At 60.4% G+C, this 14,725-nt stretch carries 13 protein-coding genes; 7 read left to right on the top strand and 6 right to left on the bottom strand.

The annotated features are described in order from the left end of the window. Positions 1 to 8: 8 nt before the first annotated feature. The 5 genes from KRR55_RS18290 to KRR55_RS18270 all read right to left on the bottom strand — a co-directional run bounded on the left by KRR55_RS18290 (position 9) and on the right by KRR55_RS18270 (position 4,561). Positions 9 to 686 (bottom strand): FadR/GntR family transcriptional regulator, encoded by a 678-nt coding sequence (locus KRR55_RS18290; protein WP_217390750.1) that lies wholly within the window; start codon positions 684 to 686, stop codon positions 9 to 11. 179 nt (positions 687 to 865) lie between these two features. Then, positions 866 to 1,648 carry an HpcH/HpaI aldolase family protein gene (locus KRR55_RS18285; protein WP_217390749.1) on the bottom strand — a complete coding sequence of 261 codons (783 nt, stop codon included), beginning with the start codon at positions 1,646 to 1,648 and terminating at the stop codon, positions 866 to 868. Between the two features lie 22 nt (positions 1,649 to 1,670). Beyond that, positions 1,671 to 2,780 (bottom strand): 2-keto-3-deoxygluconate permease, encoded by a 1,110-nt coding sequence (locus KRR55_RS18280; protein WP_217390748.1) that lies wholly within the window; start codon positions 2,778 to 2,780, stop codon positions 1,671 to 1,673. 48 nt (positions 2,781 to 2,828) lie between these two features. Then, positions 2,829 to 4,178 carry an NAD(P)H-dependent oxidoreductase gene (locus tag KRR55_RS18275; protein ID WP_217390747.1) on the bottom strand — a complete coding sequence of 450 codons (1,350 nt, stop codon included), beginning with the start codon at positions 4,176 to 4,178 and terminating at the stop codon, positions 2,829 to 2,831. Further along, a complete protein-coding gene (locus KRR55_RS18270; protein ID WP_217390746.1) occupies positions 4,175 to 4,561 on the bottom strand; it encodes an NIPSNAP family protein in 387 nt (128 codons plus the stop codon). The genes KRR55_RS18275 and KRR55_RS18270 overlap by 4 nt, the downstream gene beginning before the upstream one ends. A gap of 328 nt (positions 4,562 to 4,889) precedes the next feature. Here KRR55_RS18270 and KRR55_RS18265 point away from each other — a divergent pair, with 328 nt between their 5' ends. Next, positions 4,890 to 5,615, top strand: a complete 726-nt coding sequence (locus KRR55_RS18265) for an SDR family oxidoreductase (RefSeq protein ID WP_217390794.1) — start codon at positions 4,890 to 4,892, stop codon at positions 5,613 to 5,615. A gap of 407 nt (positions 5,616 to 6,022) precedes the next feature. Here the strand turns inward: KRR55_RS18265 and KRR55_RS18260 are convergent, their stop codons facing one another. After that, the gene (locus KRR55_RS18260; RefSeq protein ID WP_217390745.1) at positions 6,023 to 6,700 is read right to left on the bottom strand and encodes a dihydrolipoamide acetyltransferase family protein; all 678 of its coding nucleotides are present in this window, start codon (positions 6,698 to 6,700) and stop codon (positions 6,023 to 6,025) included. A 390-nt stretch (positions 6,701 to 7,090) separates the two neighbouring features. On the opposite strand from KRR55_RS18260, the gene KRR55_RS18255 reads away from it, so the two are divergent. The 6 genes from KRR55_RS18255 (at position 7,091) to KRR55_RS18230 (ending at position 14,673) form a co-directional block, all read left to right on the top strand. Continuing rightward, on the top strand, positions 7,091 to 8,770 hold the full coding sequence (locus tag KRR55_RS18255; RefSeq protein WP_217390744.1) for a glycerol-3-phosphate dehydrogenase/oxidase: 1,680 nt from the start codon (positions 7,091 to 7,093) through the stop codon (positions 8,768 to 8,770). 50 nt (positions 8,771 to 8,820) lie between these two features. Then, a complete protein-coding gene (locus KRR55_RS18250) occupies positions 8,821 to 9,717 on the top strand; it encodes a class II fructose-bisphosphate aldolase (RefSeq protein WP_217390743.1) in 897 nt (298 codons plus the stop codon). Positions 9,718 to 9,761: 44 nt separating this feature from the next. After that, positions 9,762 to 11,810 (top strand): alpha-ketoacid dehydrogenase subunit alpha/beta, encoded by a 2,049-nt coding sequence (locus KRR55_RS18245; protein WP_217390742.1) that lies wholly within the window; start codon positions 9,762 to 9,764, stop codon positions 11,808 to 11,810. A gap of 6 nt (positions 11,811 to 11,816) precedes the next feature. Continuing rightward, a complete protein-coding gene (locus KRR55_RS18240; protein WP_217390741.1) occupies positions 11,817 to 12,074 on the top strand; it encodes a biotin/lipoyl-containing protein in 258 nt (85 codons plus the stop codon). A gap of 80 nt (positions 12,075 to 12,154) precedes the next feature. After that, a complete protein-coding gene (locus KRR55_RS18235) occupies positions 12,155 to 13,642 on the top strand; it encodes an FGGY family carbohydrate kinase (RefSeq protein ID WP_217390740.1) in 1,488 nt (495 codons plus the stop codon). Positions 13,643 to 13,710: 68 nt separating this feature from the next. Next, positions 13,711 to 14,673, top strand: coding sequence for a sugar-binding transcriptional regulator (locus KRR55_RS18230; protein ID WP_217390739.1), 963 nt, complete (start codon positions 13,711 to 13,713; stop codon positions 14,671 to 14,673). Positions 14,674 to 14,725 lie beyond the last annotated feature (52 nt).

The following is a 14,725-nucleotide window of genomic DNA, read 5'->3' as shown; positions in this document are numbered from 1 at the left end:
CCTTGGGACTACCGCTTCGGGAGCTCTATTTCTTCGTACAACCGACGAGTGACTTCTGCGATGTGGACTCGCATGGCGGTTTCTGCCCCCTCTTCATCCATTTCAGTGATGGCGTTGGCGATAGCTTGGTGCTGTTCGATAAGCGCTCCTTGATCCTTAAGTCCAGCGGCTACGCGCACGACCCATTGGGTTAGCAGAGTCCGGGTGCTTTCCAGAACGGACGCAAGGACCGTGTTGTCCGCGGCTTGAGCGATGGCAAAGTGAAACTTAGTGTCCGCCTCGGCGAAGTCCGCCGAATTCGTCGCCGCCCGCATGCGGGCCAAGCTCTCCTCGAGAAGATCCAAGTCCCTCTCCTTGCGGTTCCTGGCGGCGAGCCGCGCGAGTCCGGCCTCAACGAAATACCGCGCGTCCACAAGCTGTCGCGTGTGCTCCGCATTGAGGAAGACCCCCCAACCGACGGCACGCGTCAGCATGGAACTATGGCTCGCCGAAAGGTAGGTGCCGTCGCCTTGCCGGATCTCAATGAGTCCCAGCAGGTCGAGGCTTTTGAGTGCCTCGCGGAGCGCTGATCGGCCGACACCGAGCAGTTCGGCAAGTCGGCGTTCGGGCGGTAGTTTGTCGCCCGGCGCAATAGCAGAGTGGGCGATCCCTTCGACGAGGGCAGTGACGAGATCTGGAAGGGTCAAGGCTCGACGGTCCCCTACGAATGTAAACTGCCACGTGTCATCCGCGGTTGTAGCCCTCTGACTCATATCTCGCTTGCTCCGATTGTCTCGAGGTGTTGTGCAGGCTGTATCGGCCCTTATTGAGACCTGACGGTGCCCGGATGATCATGGACTCTATCATCCGGGCACCCCATCTTGTGTTAGAACCAGCGGTGGCCAACGGCGGTTTTGCCGAGGGCTTCAGACATCTGGCGGATCTGCCTGATCATCAGTCCGATGTCGGAACCGAGCGAGACCATGCCGAAGCCCTGGTCGCGGCGCATAATCGCTTCCTCCGAGCTGCGGGCGACGATGCCGGAGGTAACCCCGCGCTTGGAAGCTCGTTCCAGAATGTCCAGGTTGATCTCCGCAACACCGGGGCCTTCCCATTCACCGACGTATCCCATGCTGGCAGACATGTCACCGGGGCCCAAGAAGATGTGCCTGATCCCTGGAACATCCAGGATGTGATCTAGGTTGACGTAGGACTTCTGCGTCTCGATCATCGGGATAAACATCAGTTCCTCGTTGGCAGATTGAACGTAGTTCTCTAGGTCCAGACCCCACTTGACACTTGCCTCACCGCCGATACCGCGCCGGCCCGTTGGGGGGTAGTAGAAGTGATCGTAGACGGACCGGACCTCCTCCGCCGAGTCGACGAGGGGCAGGATGACGCCATGGGCACCCAGATCGAGGGCCCGTTTGATCGGCTCCAAGTCTTGGCTTGGGGGACGCACAAAGACGGACAGGTTCGTACCCCGGGCAGCGGCGAGATGTCCTGAAATGGCCTTGTAGTCCAGGTAGCCGTGCTCCATGTCGATGCATATCCAGTCAATTCCCAACAACGCCGCAACTTCGGTGACAGCGGACGATTCGGAAGTGACCCACAGGCCGAAGGCCGTTTCGTTGCGGTCGAGCTTGCCGCGTAGTGCTTCGTTCATCATGGTTTTTCTCTTTCGTTATTAATCAGGCGGGGTGTGTGGATACGTCAATGTCGCGTACGGGCGGTGACGTCGAAGCCGGGAAGCTCTTGTGGAGGTTCCAGGTGTCCTCGTTCGCAGGGGAGATGTTCCGTTTAAGTTGCCAGCGCGACACCAGGACGACAATGAACGGGATGAGGATCGCTGTAGTGATTGTTGCGGCCGCGATTTGAGCCGTGGCCAGCGCTTGGATGGATTGATATGTGGGGTCGACGAGAGCAATGGCGGCAGGTGTGGCAATCGCGTTTCCAGCCGTGGTGGCCTCCCCGGCCCCTGCTATGAGGTTGCGTGCTGGTTTGGGGCGTCGCCGCAGGACATGGACAAGCCAAAGCGCGAACATGGCCGCGCCGCCGGAGAGGACGACCGTCATCAGGCCCAGGAGGATGCCCTGCATACCGGCGACGCCCAGGGTGCCAAAGTCGATGCCGCGGCCCACGGCAAACCCCAGGAAGGGAATGAGCAGTGTCTCGCCGGGGGCCAAGAAGGCCCTGGCTTTGGGACTGACGTTGCCCAGGACAAAGCCGAGCGCCAAGGGGATGAGCAGTCCGACTAGCATCTCAGCTGGGAATGCCGCCAGCCCGGCAGCGCCCAGTGCGATGAGGGTAAAGAAGGGTCCATCGTTGAGGGAAATCACGGAAACCGCAGCCCGGTCGCTGGTATTGCCGAACTGCTTCATCAGGGCCACATAAAGAGCCGAGTTCGAGTTGGTCATGGCCGCAATGATCGCGAGCGGAAGCAAACCGAACAGCATTCCTCCAGGTATCCAGAAGGCAACTGCGAGACCGACCGCGACTCCGATGCCAACTTTGCCGATCAGGATGGCGAAACCTTTTTCCAGGGTGACTCCCGTGGTGCGGAAATCGAGCTGTGCACCCATGCAGAAAAAGAACAAGCCGAGCAGCGCGCCCGTGCCGTCGCGGAACAGTGCCGTCGTGAAATTGCCTACGTCGAGGAGGTGGGGAAAGAAGGTGTTGACTATTGCGCCCAGAAAAAGCGGGATGACCATGCTGGCGCCGGGGATCTTTCCAAACAAGGATCCGATGCGCTCGAGTGAGTTGTTTGACCGCCTAGTGGTGGCGGGGGTAGCTGTTTCCATGTGAAGTTCTCCGTTGAACTTGACTCAAGTGATGGGTTGGTAGTCCGGTCATGCCCCGACCGGCTGGTACTGTGCCTCCATCTCGCGGCGCACTTGCACGGCGAGGGTGTCCTCCGGCAGCTCAACGTCGTCCCATGTGACCACATGGTCCTTGGCAACGTTGCGCACAAGTTTGGCGTTGTGTGAAAGTCCCATGGGGAGGGCTTTTTGTGCCAGGGAAACGCTGGCGGGGGCGAGCGTGCCGGTCACGCAGTACCCCCCTTCGCCATCCAGGGTCTCTCCGGCTCGAAGGTCGCGCTTGGCCATGGTGACCACGTCGCCCGAGAAACCCACCGGTGCGCCCGTAGCCTCACCACGCAGCACGGCGGAGGCGACACTGACGCCTAGCTCCATGCCGATCATGTGATAAGGGCGGTAAAGCGACCCATACCATCCGCTTTTATCGGTGCGCACGCCGTATTCCGAAAAGCATGAGCGCGCGTATTCGGTTTGGGCGCGGAACGTCACGTAGACGCCCCACCGCAGATCACGTTCGACTTCGCTGCCGTCGCGGTTGAGGCTGGAAATAACTTCAACCATGCCGGGGCCCTCGAGGGTTCCCCCGGCACTGCGCGGAACCATCTGGTCAGACAACTCGTCGACGGAAACCACGGGGAACTGAAGGCCTTCCGCGGCTGGGACCAGCCCGCAGGCATTCGAGACCGCCGCCATTTCGATGGCTGATTTGGTGCCATCGAGAAATGAGTTGAACATCTTTGGATTGAAATCTCCGTGGGCGAGTTGGTCCTCGGTGAAGCCGTAGTAGTCCCAGACAGTGTCCGGGGTTGAATACCTGTACTCGGGCAGGTATTTCGTTCCTTTCCCTGCGGCCGTTACTTCGTAGCCGACAGTGCGGCACCAATCGACCATTTCGGCGATCAACGCAGGCTGATCCCCATAGGCCATTGAGTACACGACGCCGGCGCGATCGGCGCGCTGGCGCAGCAGGGGTCCGACCAGACAATCTGCCTCGACGTTCACCATGATGATGTGCTTGCCATTATCGATGGCACCGATCGCGTGGGTGACCCCCACCAACGGATTCCCAGTGACCTCAAGGACCACTTCAATGTGGTCCGAGGAGACAAGCGCGGCAGAGTCATCGATCACCGCGGTGCGGCCGCTTTTCGCTGCCTCGCCAATGCTCATGGAACCATAGCGTTCCCGTGGCCACCCCGTGCGTTCCAACGCCTCAAAGGCGCGCGTGGGAGCAATGTCGGCAATGGCAACAATATGTAGTTCTGGCATGTTGACTGCCTGGGTCAGGAACATCGAGGCAAATTTTCCGGCGCCGATGACACCGACCCGGATAGGCCCTGCGGCTTCGTGGCGCTTCTGAAGCAGTGAGTGGAGGTTCATGATGCGTTCGTTCCCGTCCCGGTGTAGGTGAATGCCGTGAACGGCTCGTCGCTGCCCACGGGAAGAGAATTGATGGGGGAAAAATCTGTGGGGTACATGATCTTGTTGTCCCATCGAACGATCATGGGACGTACCACCGAAATGCAGTCCTGCCACTCCGGGTCTGCGGCCAGCGCGGCGCGCCGGCGACGCCGGTCCTCAAGATCGGCAAAGGCCCAAAAGTGGTTCACCTGGTTCTGGGTTCCGAACTCCGTCACGAAATATCCCACGAATCCCTCAAGGATCCGCTTCTGTGCAGGAAGCCCGCGCTTGGAATACTCGCGCAGGAAATCGGTCATCGGAACACCCGGGGATATGTCGTAGGTGCGTTGTTCCAGAAGCATGCTGTTCCCTTCAGTGATATGTGGCCGACGTCACGACCTGTGATGACACTATGACATCAACTCGCATTGGTCAACCGGTCGACCAATGGGTGTCGACGTCAAGTCTTGCACGCCGAATGACCCGCCGGGTGTACTTTTTCCCCTGTGTGCACGCCGCCTCCGACGGGCAAGGAGCCGGGGGCGAAAGGCGCCGCGCCACACTTCGGCGCTAAACTAACCCCGGCCAATCGCGGGTAAACCCCGATTACAGATAATCGTCAGCTCCACTTCCAAAGGATGATTCCACTTGAATCCACTCCACAATCAAGCCAGGCCCGCGCCGCGAACCATGCTGGTCACCGGCGCCGGTTCCGGAATCGGGCGCGCGGTCACCCGACGGATGCTCGACGCGGGGTGGAACGTGGTCCTTGCCGGTAGACGTGAGCCACAGCTTCAGCAGAGCGCCGCCAAGCACCCCAACGCACTCGTGGTCCCCACCGACGTCACCGACCCATCGGCCGTGGATCGGCTTTTCGCCGCCGCAATCGACCGCTTCGGCAAGATCGACGTGCTCTTCAACAACGCCGGGGTCTTCGGTCCCGCCGCAACCATCGGTGAGCTCACGACGCAGCAATGGCACGAGGTCTGTGCCGTCAACCTCAGCGGAGCCATGTATTGCGCCGGCGCCGCGTTCAGGCACATGCAGGAATCCGGCGGCGGGCGCATCATCAACAACGGTTCGATCAGTGCCCAGGTGCCCCGACCCGCGTCGGTTGCCTACGCGGTGACCAAGCACGCAATCACGGGACTAACCAAGTCCATCGAACTGGACGGCCGGCCCTACGGCATTGCTTGTTCACAAGTCGACATCGGCAACGCCGCCTCTGAAATGATGAAGGATGTCGGCGCAACATCGGGTGCGCTGCAGGCCGACGGGAGCCGGAAGGTCGAACCGACCTTCGACATGGAACAGGCCGCGGCCACCACCGAGTTCATAGCCGCCGCCCCGGCCAAGGTGTCCATCAACCACGTCACCATCACCGCCGCCGGGATGCCGTTCATCGGCCGCGGCTAGGCGGGCGCCCGCATCGCAGAGGTGCGCGGAACCGCCAATCAACGCCTCTCCGCTGGGGAACGAACTACGCATTTGGCACGATTCCGTCATGCGACAAATGCGCCACCGTTCTTACTGATGCCTGGCGACGCCACGATAGTTGCCGGGACCCTCGGCTCGAAAAGCGAAAACTTCTCGAGCCCCTTGCAGGGTTGCCGGCGTTACGTTCTCTACCGCATCTGCAATTCGTTTCCGTCGAGAAACGCCCGTGAGGAACTCACACATGCCGGGCTCATGATCAGAGCACTCTCGCCGAGTTCGTGCCGCCCAAACAGCCCCGGAATGTCAGCGCGGTTACGAAGAATTGCCGACACTCCGGCTCCGTATCGCCCGTCAAGACGGCATCGAAGCAGTCTACCTCGGCACTATCAGAGCTCCGATTCGAGAACTTCCTTGAGTCGGGCAAGGAACCGCGCACCCATGGACCCGTCAACCGCCCGGTGATCACAAGTCAACGTCAGCTCGGTGATGGGACGCCATTCAGCACCCGCTTCAGTCATCACGTAACGCTGCCTAGTCGCGGCGACCGCCAGGATTGCCACCTGCGGGACGTTAATGATTGCGTCAAACCGATCAACGCCGAGCATCCCCAAATTCGAAATTGTGAAGGTGCCTGCGGAAATGTCGGCCAGTCCAAGCTTTTTGGCCCGGGCCTTTTCAACCACCTCACGCCTTCGATCCGCGATTTCCGGCAAGCTCAGTTTTGGTGCTCCGTGCACAACGGGAACGGTCAGGCCTGCCTCGGTTGCCACCGCGATGCCAATGTTCACATCCTCGAAGGTTGTGATCCCATCCTCTGAGTAGTGTGCATTAAGACCGGGATGATCCAATAGAGCCAGTGCCGTAGCGCTGATGAGCCTGTCGGTGACCGTTGATTCAGGGGACGCGGCCTTAATCTTCAGGACATTGGACATGTCGACTTCCATGGTCAGGTGGAATGCAGGCGCTTGCCAGGCGGCAACCATTTGACGCGCCGCTGCACGCCGAATTCCTTTCAACGGGACAAGCGTTCCTACCAGTTCAGGAATGTCGTTCTGGGTTTTCATGCGATGTGCTTCCTTCTTTTCGTGTTGCTCAGATGTTGTTGCCGTATCGAATCGCATCTTGCGCGACATATCCGCCCAATTCGCTGGCGCCAAAGCCACCCGTTCCGGACCGCGGTTGTTGCGATTCGAGGGTTTGCCCGGCACGACTTGACCGGTGATTTGCGCATGCCGCGAGTTCGCATTTCGCCATTAATCCAATCAGCTAGGCCGTTCGCACCCAAAGGCGCGAGCACAACCATTGATTCGACTCACCACCTTCGGCTTGGCAAGCTTGCCCTGCCGGCCCCACGGACAACGGTGTTTCCTCATCAATAGCGGGAACCACATTCGATTCCTCACAACCCTGCTTCCGCATTGACAGCCGGTCGTGACCTGAGTCATACTCTACTTATGAATCACATACGTGAGCAAGTGCACAATTGTGAGAATGAAGATTGGATGGTGCTCCCATCGGTTGACGTTCTCGTAATCGGCGGGGGCGTCAACGGCCTGGCAGTGGGGCGCGAAGCTGCCTTCAGCGGATGGTCGGTGGCAGTAGCCGAAGCCGAAGACTTCGGGGCCGGTACGTCCGCAGCTTCGAGTCGGCTGATACACGGAGGCATCCGATACTTGGAAAACTTCGAGGTCCGCTTGGTCCGGGAGTCGCTGTGTGAGCGGGAACGACTCCTGCAAAACGCACCGCATCTAGTCAAACCGTTCCCGTTGCTCATTCCCTTCTTTAGCCATAACAGCCGGTCGGCCCGCATATTGCGTCTGGGGATGTTCTTGTATGACGTTTTGTCATTCGACAAGTCCACGGGGCGTCACAGGTCCCTTTCCGCCGCCGAGGTCATCAAAGACTCCCCGGGCATCGAAACCCGTGGGCTCTCCGGCGCCGTGCTCTACTACGACGCCCAAGCCGCCCATGCGGAAAGGCTGTGCATTGAACAAGCCTTGGACATTGCCAACCAAGGTGGTCGGGTAGACAATCACCACCGAGTCGTCGGGCTGGCAAGAGACGGAAAGGAACTGCGCGTCCAGATCGTCAATACGCTGACCGGGAGGAAGTTCTTGCAACCAGCGAGGACGGTGGTCAACGCAGCCGGCCCCTGGGTAGACAAGGTCCTCAGCCATTCGTCCGAAACAAGCAACCAGTTGATTGGCGGGACAAAGGGTTCCCATCTGACCGTAAAGCGGTTTCCTGGTGCCCCGTCCACAGGGGTTCACTACGAAGCGACCAGTGATGGTCGAGCGATTTTGGTTCTGCCGCTACCGGACGGGAACTACCTGATCGGATCGACCGACCTGTTCTTTGAGGGTGACCCTTCCGAAGCCATCATGAGCGATGACGAAGTCAGTTATCTGTTGCAGGAAGTCAACGCCCTCATTCCGCAGGCCAGGCTTGCACCGGAGGACATCGTGCATTCAGTGGCCGGTGTGCGTCCGCTACCCTATGCACCCAAAGCAAAGTCGGCCGCGCAGGTTAGCCGGGACCACCAGGTCATCGCTCACCCGACGCTGCCCGGCTTATTCAGCATCAGCGGCGGAAAGCTCACCACGCACCGCGCGTTGGGCGAACTGACGATGAGGGTGCTGAAACGCCACGTCCACGGCCTCGGTCGCTGTCCTGGCGAGTCCCGCTCGCGGACGCGTCGGATGAAGTTGCCGGGTGCCCGCTGCGCGGACTGGAACGGTTATCAGGCCGAATTCCTGAAGCGAAGCATCCTGCCCGAGCCCACCGCACGGAGGCTTCTGGACCTCTACGGAATCCGTGCCGAATCCGTGGAGGCGCTTGCCCGCAGCGATCCGGCGCTCGCGGCACCCATCAGCGGAACGGCCCACGCCATCGGCGCAGAGGTTGCCATCGCTGTCCGGGAGGAATTCGCCGTGACACTGACCGATATCGTCGCACGACGGTTACTTCTGGCATGGTCTGATGATGCCGGATTGCAATCCCTTGAAGCTGTCGCCGAATTGGCTGCAACGGAATTGAAATGGGACCGGCAACAGACCACAACAGAAATCGAGGCCTACCGCGAATGGATACTCCAACGCAGACCGCGCTTCGCTAAAGACCTCTTTCCCGCATAACCCCGCAAGTTACAAGAACGAACCACCAACCAGAAAATGGAGCTCTAACAATGTCTCTCGTCACCCTTCCAGAACTGCTCGAGCACGCCGGCAAGAACCGCTACGCTGTTGGTTACTTCGAGTCTTGGGACATCTACAGCCTCGAAGCCACCATTGCAGCGGCCGAAGCCAACCGTTCCCCGGTCATCCTCGGTATCGGTGGCCTGTCGGGCAACCATGAATGGCTGCAGTCCGGTGGTCTCGAACTGTACGGCGCAGCTTGCCGTACACTGGCGGACCGTGCCAAGGTCCCCGTGGCTACGCTGTTCAACGAAGCAGAAAGCTTCTCCGAGGCCGCCGGCGGCCTCGGAGCGGGCTTCAACTCCGTCATGATGCACACCCAGGGATGGGATCAGGACAAACTCATCGCCGATACCGCTTCGCTGGTGGCAGCCGCACACGCATTGAACATCGCGGTCGAAGGCGAGATCGGCGCGTTGGCAGAGATCAAGGACGGTGTGCTCGATGAGGCCGGGGCCTCCTACACCAGCCCGGAATCCGCAGAATTCTTCGTCAAGGAAACCGGCGTCGATTGCTTGGCAGTCGCTGTTGGAAACGTTCACTTCGTCACGGGCGGACACATCCCTACGGTTCAGGTCGACCTCATCAAGGAGATTGGCAACGCCGTGAATGTCCCGTTGGTGCTGCACGGCGGTTCGGGCACGCCTGACGATCAGACGCGTCGCGCCGTCGAAGCAGGTATTACGAAGGTCAATGTCGGAACCAAGCTCAAGCACGTGTTCGGTCAAGCCCTCGTGGCCGAGCTGGGCCGGCCGGTCGAAGATCCCAACCTCGTGTTCGGATCGCGTTTCGAAGGTGACGCCAACTCCCGTGCAGGTGTCGCGCTCACCAAGGAAATCCAGCGTCTCATGGACGTATTCGGATCGACCGGTCAGGCAGGCCGCTAATGTCGCTAATGTCCCCACAGGCAAGCTCCATCCAGGCCCCAGCCTTGGGCACTGACGAAAGCCTTCACTTGCTCGAGGAAATGGTGCTCATCCGCCAGTTCGAGCAAACGGCGTACTTGCGCTACCTGCAGGGTGAGATCCCCGGTACGCTGCACCAGTCACAAGGACAGGAAGCCGTCGCGGTCGGCGTGTGCTCACTATTGCGCACTGAGGACTGGATCACGTCCACGCACCGCCCTCACGGACACGCCTTGGCCAAGGGACTCGACCCGGCAGCCGGCATGGCCGAGATCTATGGTCGTGAGACCGGATGTTTGGGCGGACGCGGCGGATCGATGCACCTGGGCGATCCTGCCTTGGGAATCCTGCCTTCCATTGCCATCGTCGGGGGCGGCATCACGATCGCCCCGGGATTGGCCCACGCGCTCAAGCACAAGGGCACCGACAACGTCGTGGTTTGCTTCTTCGGTGACGGAGCAGTTAACGAAGGCGCTTTCCATGAAGGCGTCAACTATGCGGCAGCACTCAATCTTCCGGTCATTTTCGTTTGCGAAAACAACATGTACGGAGCTTCGACCCCGTTCCATGAAACGACCAGAAACATCAATGTGGCCTCGAGGGGCGAGTCCTATGGGATCCCGTCCGAGCAGGCAGACGGCATGGATGTCCGAGCAGTGCGCGGTGCCATGCAACGAGCACTGGAGACTGCCCGCAGCGGCAAGGGTCCGGTCCTCCTCGAATTCCTGACGTACAGATATGTGGGCCATAGCCGCGGCGATGCCCGCGGCTACCGCACCAAGGAAGAAGAGGCCTACTGGACGGCTAAGGACCCGATCAAGACCTTCGGCGAGGCCTTGGTCGAAGAGGGTACCGCTACCGAAGAGCAGGTCAAGGAAAGCACCAAGCGGGCGAAGAAGCGTATTGCCGAGGCACTGAAGCACGCTCAGCAGGCGCCGTGGCCGGATCCCGAGACCGCATTGGCCCCGAACATCATCTATGGAAACCCACCACAGAAGGTTGAGGGGGCCGGTCCCCTCGCGGAAGATGGGGAGGAGGATCGTTTCATCTCGATCGCGGAATCAATCCGGGAGACCCTGCACCGGGAACTTGCGACGGACCCGGACCTGGTATTGCTGGGCGAGGACGTCGGCGTACCCGGCGGCTTCGGCGGAGCATTCGGTGTCTACCAGGGTTTGGCCGAAGAATACGGCCGCGACCGCGTGATCGACACCCCGATCAGTGAGAAGGCCATCATCGGCGCGTCCATCGGCGCAGCCATCGGCGGAATGCGCACCGTCCCGGACCTGCAGTATGCGGATTTCGTCTTCGAGGCCATGGACGAGCTGGTCAACGAGGCGGCCAAGCAGCGCTATATGTCCAACGGCAAGCTCACCATCCCGATGGTGTTGCGTTGCCCGGTCGGTGCCTCCCAGCGCGGTGCACAGCACTCCCAGTGCCCGGAGAGCTTCTTCATGCACGTCCCTGGCATCAAGGTCCTGTGCATCTCCGATCCCTACACCGCCAAGGGTGCACTGACCGCAGCGATCCGCGACGACGACCCCGTGCTGGTGTTCGAGCACAAGTTGCTCTACGGGGCCAAACGTCAGGAGGCCGGATCCATCAACACCAAGGCCTACGTTCCCGAAGAGAACTTCGCTCTTCCAGTGGGACAGGCCAGGGTGAGACGCCGCGGAAAGCACGCCACCGTGGTCGCGACCTTCACGGAGCTTTACAAGGCTCTGGAACTGGCCGAGAAGTTGGCCGAAGAAGGAATCGAACTGGAGGTCATTGATCCGGTCTGGCTCAATCCCTTCGACTGGGACACGGTGATGGAGAGCGTCAAGCGCACCGGACGCCTGGTGATCGCCCACGAGGCGCATCTGACGGGAGGCTGGGGTGCCGAGGTCAGCGCGCGCGTCTCCGATGAATTGTTTGCGGACCTCAAGGCCCCGGTGCGCCGCGTCGCGAGCCGCGATATCCCGATGCCGTTCTCCCCGCCGCTTGAAGCAGCCGTGCTGCCGTTGGCCGAGCACATCGAAGCAGCGGTACGCGAAGTACTGTCTGCCAATCACAATCGAACTGAAAGCGAGTAGCGGACCATGGAAGCCATCGTCATGCCCGCGCTGGGTCAGACCAGCGACGAAGCGTACATCGAAGAGTGGCTCGCCGCAGAGGGTGATGAGGTCGAAATGGGCCAACCGCTGCTGAGCGTGGAAACCGATAAGGCCACAATCGAGGTTGAGTGCGTTGCCGACGGAATCCTGCATAAGATCGTCTGCCCCGAGGGCAGCACGGTCAATGCCGGCAGCATCATCGCCTACATCGGCGAAGAAGGCGAAAGCGTCCCCGACGCATAATAATCGCCATTCAGGTGGTCGGTTCGCGCCCCGTTTCCTTCGTTGGGGCGCGAACCGACGCGTTTTTAAAGGAGAACGACGTGGCACATCCACAAGTTCTGGCGATTGACTGCGGAACGCAGTCCGTGCGTTGCCTGATTATTGACCCGTTGACCGGTGCCCACCATGTTGGCGCGTCGGAAAAACTCACGCTCAAGGTCACGGGGCCGCACCACGTAGAGATCGATCCAGTCGCATTGGTCTCGGCAACGATCAGGGTGTTGCGGGCGGCCCTTGCTCGCTGCGAGGTGAAGCCCTTGTGTATTGGCATCACCAATATGCGCGAATCAGCCATCGCATGGTCTCGTGACACCGGAAGGCCAGTACACGACGGCATCATGTGGATGTCCCAGCAAAGCGCCGACATCGTGCGCCGCTGGGATCTCCAGGGGCTTGCCCCGCTGATCCAAGCGGCAACCGGGCTGGGAAACCATACGTTCTTCTTTGGTTCCAAGATCGCGTGGTTGCTTGATGCACGTCCGGAACTCGCCGCACTGGCGGATAGTGGCAGGCTCGCGGTGGGTACCATCGACTCGTGGCTCCTATATTCCCTGACCGGCGGGGCGGTGCACGCCACGGACCTTTCCAATGCATCGCGTTATCAGCTGTTGAACCTGGACACGCTCGACTGGGACGGGCAGCTTCCGGAAGCATTGGGAATCCCCAGGCAAGCACTACCGGAGCTGCGCCCCACGTCATCACATTTTGGACACACAGATCCGGGCATCATCGGCGAACGCATCCCCATTACAGGCATGATCGGGGACCAGCAAGCCTCACTGCTGGGCCACGGGTGCGACTCGCCGGGAGACACCAAGGTCACGTTCGGCACCTCCTGCGTCGTTAGCTCGAATTTGGGTCCGCACCCGTTGCGTGCCGAGGCCCTGGTTACTTCGGTGGCGTGGACCACCGATTCCGCCGGTGCCGATTACGAACTCGAAGGGTCCGCCTTCCACAGCGGCTACACGCTCTCTTGGTTATCCCGGCTCTTGTCGTTGCCGCCGGATCGTATCCCGGAACCAGAGCGCAGCGGCCTGACTGCTGATGAACGCATCTACGTGGTGCCGTCATTCACCGAGTTGGGGGCACCGCGATGGCTTGGCGGCTCAGGGGCGACGATCAGCGGCTTGCACATGGACACTGGGCCTGACGATTTGATGCGTGCCGGCCTCGAAAGCATGGCGTTCCAGGCCTTCGACCTCTTCAAAGCGATGGGTGGACTACCCAACGCCGAGCCGCTGTCGGTCGATGGCGGGGGCGCAGGCAACAATTACCTTTGCCAGCTTCTGGCCGATTTGACTGGTCGTCAGATAGTTCGTCCTGCCAGCCGGGAACTGACCGCGCGCGGAGTCGCCCGAGTCGCCCTGAAAACCTTTGGCGCTGATCTACCCGAGGACGACATGGCCGTTGGTGATGACCGGGAGCACTTCCGCCCAGACGGCGAACGCGGCTATGCCAATGAGGGCTATGACCAGTGGAGCGAGGTGGTCACGCGTAGTCTTGCCCAAAATCCGGTTCCGGAGCGTTAATCCTTTCTCGATCTAGAATGGGTACAAAGTTCATTCAAGGCGCATGATGTGCCGGTAAGGGGAGCAGCATGGCAAGACTCAGTGCCGAGAGGCTCGCACACGCCGCGTTCCTCTATTACATCCAAGGGCAGTCGCAAATGGATGTCGCCAAGCAACTCGGCGTCACACGATCGAATGTCTCACGCATGTTGCGGGCCGCCAGGGAGCAGTACATCGTGAAGTTCGAGATTGCATACCCCCTGGATCGCGATCCAGCTCTCGAACAGCGCCTGCTGGCCAAATTCTCGGACTCGGGCGTGAACGAAGTAGTTGTCGTTCCGGGCCGAGCTAGCGACCCCGGCGAATCAAGCCGCGGATTACTGGCAGTTGGCCAGGCCGCTTGTGACTGGCTGGAGAAAAATCTCAACGATGGACAGACCCTGGGATTATGTTGGGGCAGCACAGTGGAGGCGATGGTCGAAAGCGCCAGCTTCAGTCGCCGCGTTGATGTGCAAGTGGTTCAGCTTGCTGGGGAATTGAGCATCGACTCCCGATTCTCGGGTCACGATCTGGTGCGCAACCTCGCTGAAAAGCTAGGTGGTCGCTACCAATACTTTAATGCGCCGGCAACCATGCAGGATGAACAAGCAGCCGCAGCTTTGATGCGCACGGAACAGGTTTCCAACGCGCTGGCACTTGGTCGAACCTCTAACGTCGCGGTTCTCGGCGTCGGCCATTACGGATTAGACAGCTCAAACCTGTTCCTGCAGCGGGCCGGGGCCTCCGACGAGGAAATCGAGGAGGCGATCGAGCGCGGTGCCATTGGACAGATCTCCGGCCGGTTTTACGATTCCGCCGGACGGCAGCTGGATCTGGCCATCAACAAGCGCATCATCTCCCTCGACCTTAGCGACCTGCAAGCGATTGAAACGGTCGTGGCCGTGGCCAGCGGAGAATCCAAGGCACAGGCCGTCACGGCCGCCATCGAAGGCGGACTTGTCAATGTGCTAATCGTCGATAGCCCCCTGGGCAAGGCACTCGCCGCATCGTAGCTCAGCGGCTGCGAAACCCACCACCGAGGATTTTGGTTAAGGCCCTCTCGAG

It is taken from the genome of Paeniglutamicibacter quisquiliarum (assembly GCF_019084045.1).
Lineage (GTDB): Bacteria > Actinomycetota > Actinomycetes > Actinomycetales > Micrococcaceae > Paeniglutamicibacter > Paeniglutamicibacter quisquiliarum.
Note: the sequence above shows the minus strand (reverse complement) of the source record. Positions and strands in the feature narration are given on the sequence as shown.